The sequence below is a fragment of the Flavobacterium sp. genome (genome assembly GCF_013822155.1).
GTDB lineage: Bacteria > Bacteroidota > Bacteroidia > Flavobacteriales > Flavobacteriaceae > Flavobacterium.
In genome coordinates this window covers 1-1,230 of the sequence record NZ_PNJW01000188.1, presented here as the reverse complement: position 1 = coordinate 1,230, position 1,230 = coordinate 1, and the positions used below count along the sequence as shown (strand labels likewise).

The 1,230-nt window shown below is 32.4% G+C and carries 2 protein-coding genes; both read right to left on the bottom strand.

The genetic code is table 11. The features are described from left to right. Positions 1-128: 128 nt before the first annotated feature. On the bottom strand, positions 129-773 hold the full coding sequence (locus C0512_RS15835) for an NUMOD1 domain-containing DNA-binding protein (protein WP_290863319.1): 645 nt from the start codon (positions 771-773) through the stop codon (positions 129-131). Then, on the bottom strand, positions 766-1,230 hold a 465-nt coding region (locus C0512_RS15830; RefSeq protein WP_290863317.1), incomplete at its 5' end, for a hypothetical protein. The genes C0512_RS15835 and C0512_RS15830, both read right to left, overlap by 8 nt.

The window sequence follows — 1,230 nt, the reverse complement described above, 5'->3', positions numbered from 1 at the left end:
TTAGTTGAATCTTTTCCATGAATCAAATTTAATAAATAAAAAAAACCTAAAAAACAGGGTGGTTCTATCAATACAAAACCAATGGCAGAATATATCCAAAAGAAGAGCGTATAATAAACACTATTCTTTTAGGAGTACTCCCAAATGAATCCTCTTGAATGTTCTCGTTCTCCTCTGCAACACCTAGTTATACAAGTTTTAGATACACCTGTTTTTCTTGATGCTTCCGATGCAGAAACATACTTGGCCAGTAGATTTCCATTTAAAGAATACTGTAAAACTTCTTTTTTTCTGTTATCCATCTTTGGAATAAATGGTTCAATGTACTCATAACTCCACAGATAACCCCCTAAAGTGTGATTGATACTCCAACAAGCCCTGCTTATATCCTGTTTTCTAACGTTAACACTCTTACCGGCATCTGTTAAACTTTCATACGTAGAATTTAAAGAACCATTAAGATTGTACTTATAAATTGTTTTTTTGAAACCTCCTCCCTTATCCGAATTGTAACCTTCCTCAAAAGAATTATATTGATTGATGTACTGTATTTCTTTTTGGGCTAATTCATCAATTGTGGATGCGGTATCAATTTGTTCCCAAAGAAAAGCCTCGGGACCGTAAGTCCCGATAGCTTCCTGAAAATAACTGCCAACATTTTTTTCTGATTTTTGTAGGTGGTCTATTTTTCGCTCCTCCAAAGTTTTAGTTGTTGCACCAACATAACACTCATTATTAAGAATATTTGTTACCTTGTAAATAATATTAGCCATTGTCCACCTCCTTTTTCTTCAAAATAAATTTGTATTCACCACCTGAAGAATTCGATTCATAATCACATCCATTATCAACAGAATAATCAGTTATCCATTTTTTGAAAATATGAGGGCTTACAGACTCTATGTATGGATAAGATTCCTGAAATAATTCTTGACATTTTCTTTTGTCCATCCATTCATTGATTTTAAAATGTTCGTTAGCGAAATCAACAAACTCTTTACAACTTTTTTCAAACATTTTTGTTAAATGCAGATTTATTTTAGGTGCTTCAATCAAACCATGCTTTAAATAAGTTTGAACGCATTCCATCATAAAATGATAAAACTTATTCCATTCATCATAACCCCAATAATTATCAAAAAATCTATTCCCAAATTCCATCTCGGGCGTAAATCTTTGATTATAATGGTTGGCTACTTCAAACTCATAACGTCTTCTTTCATCCGATGA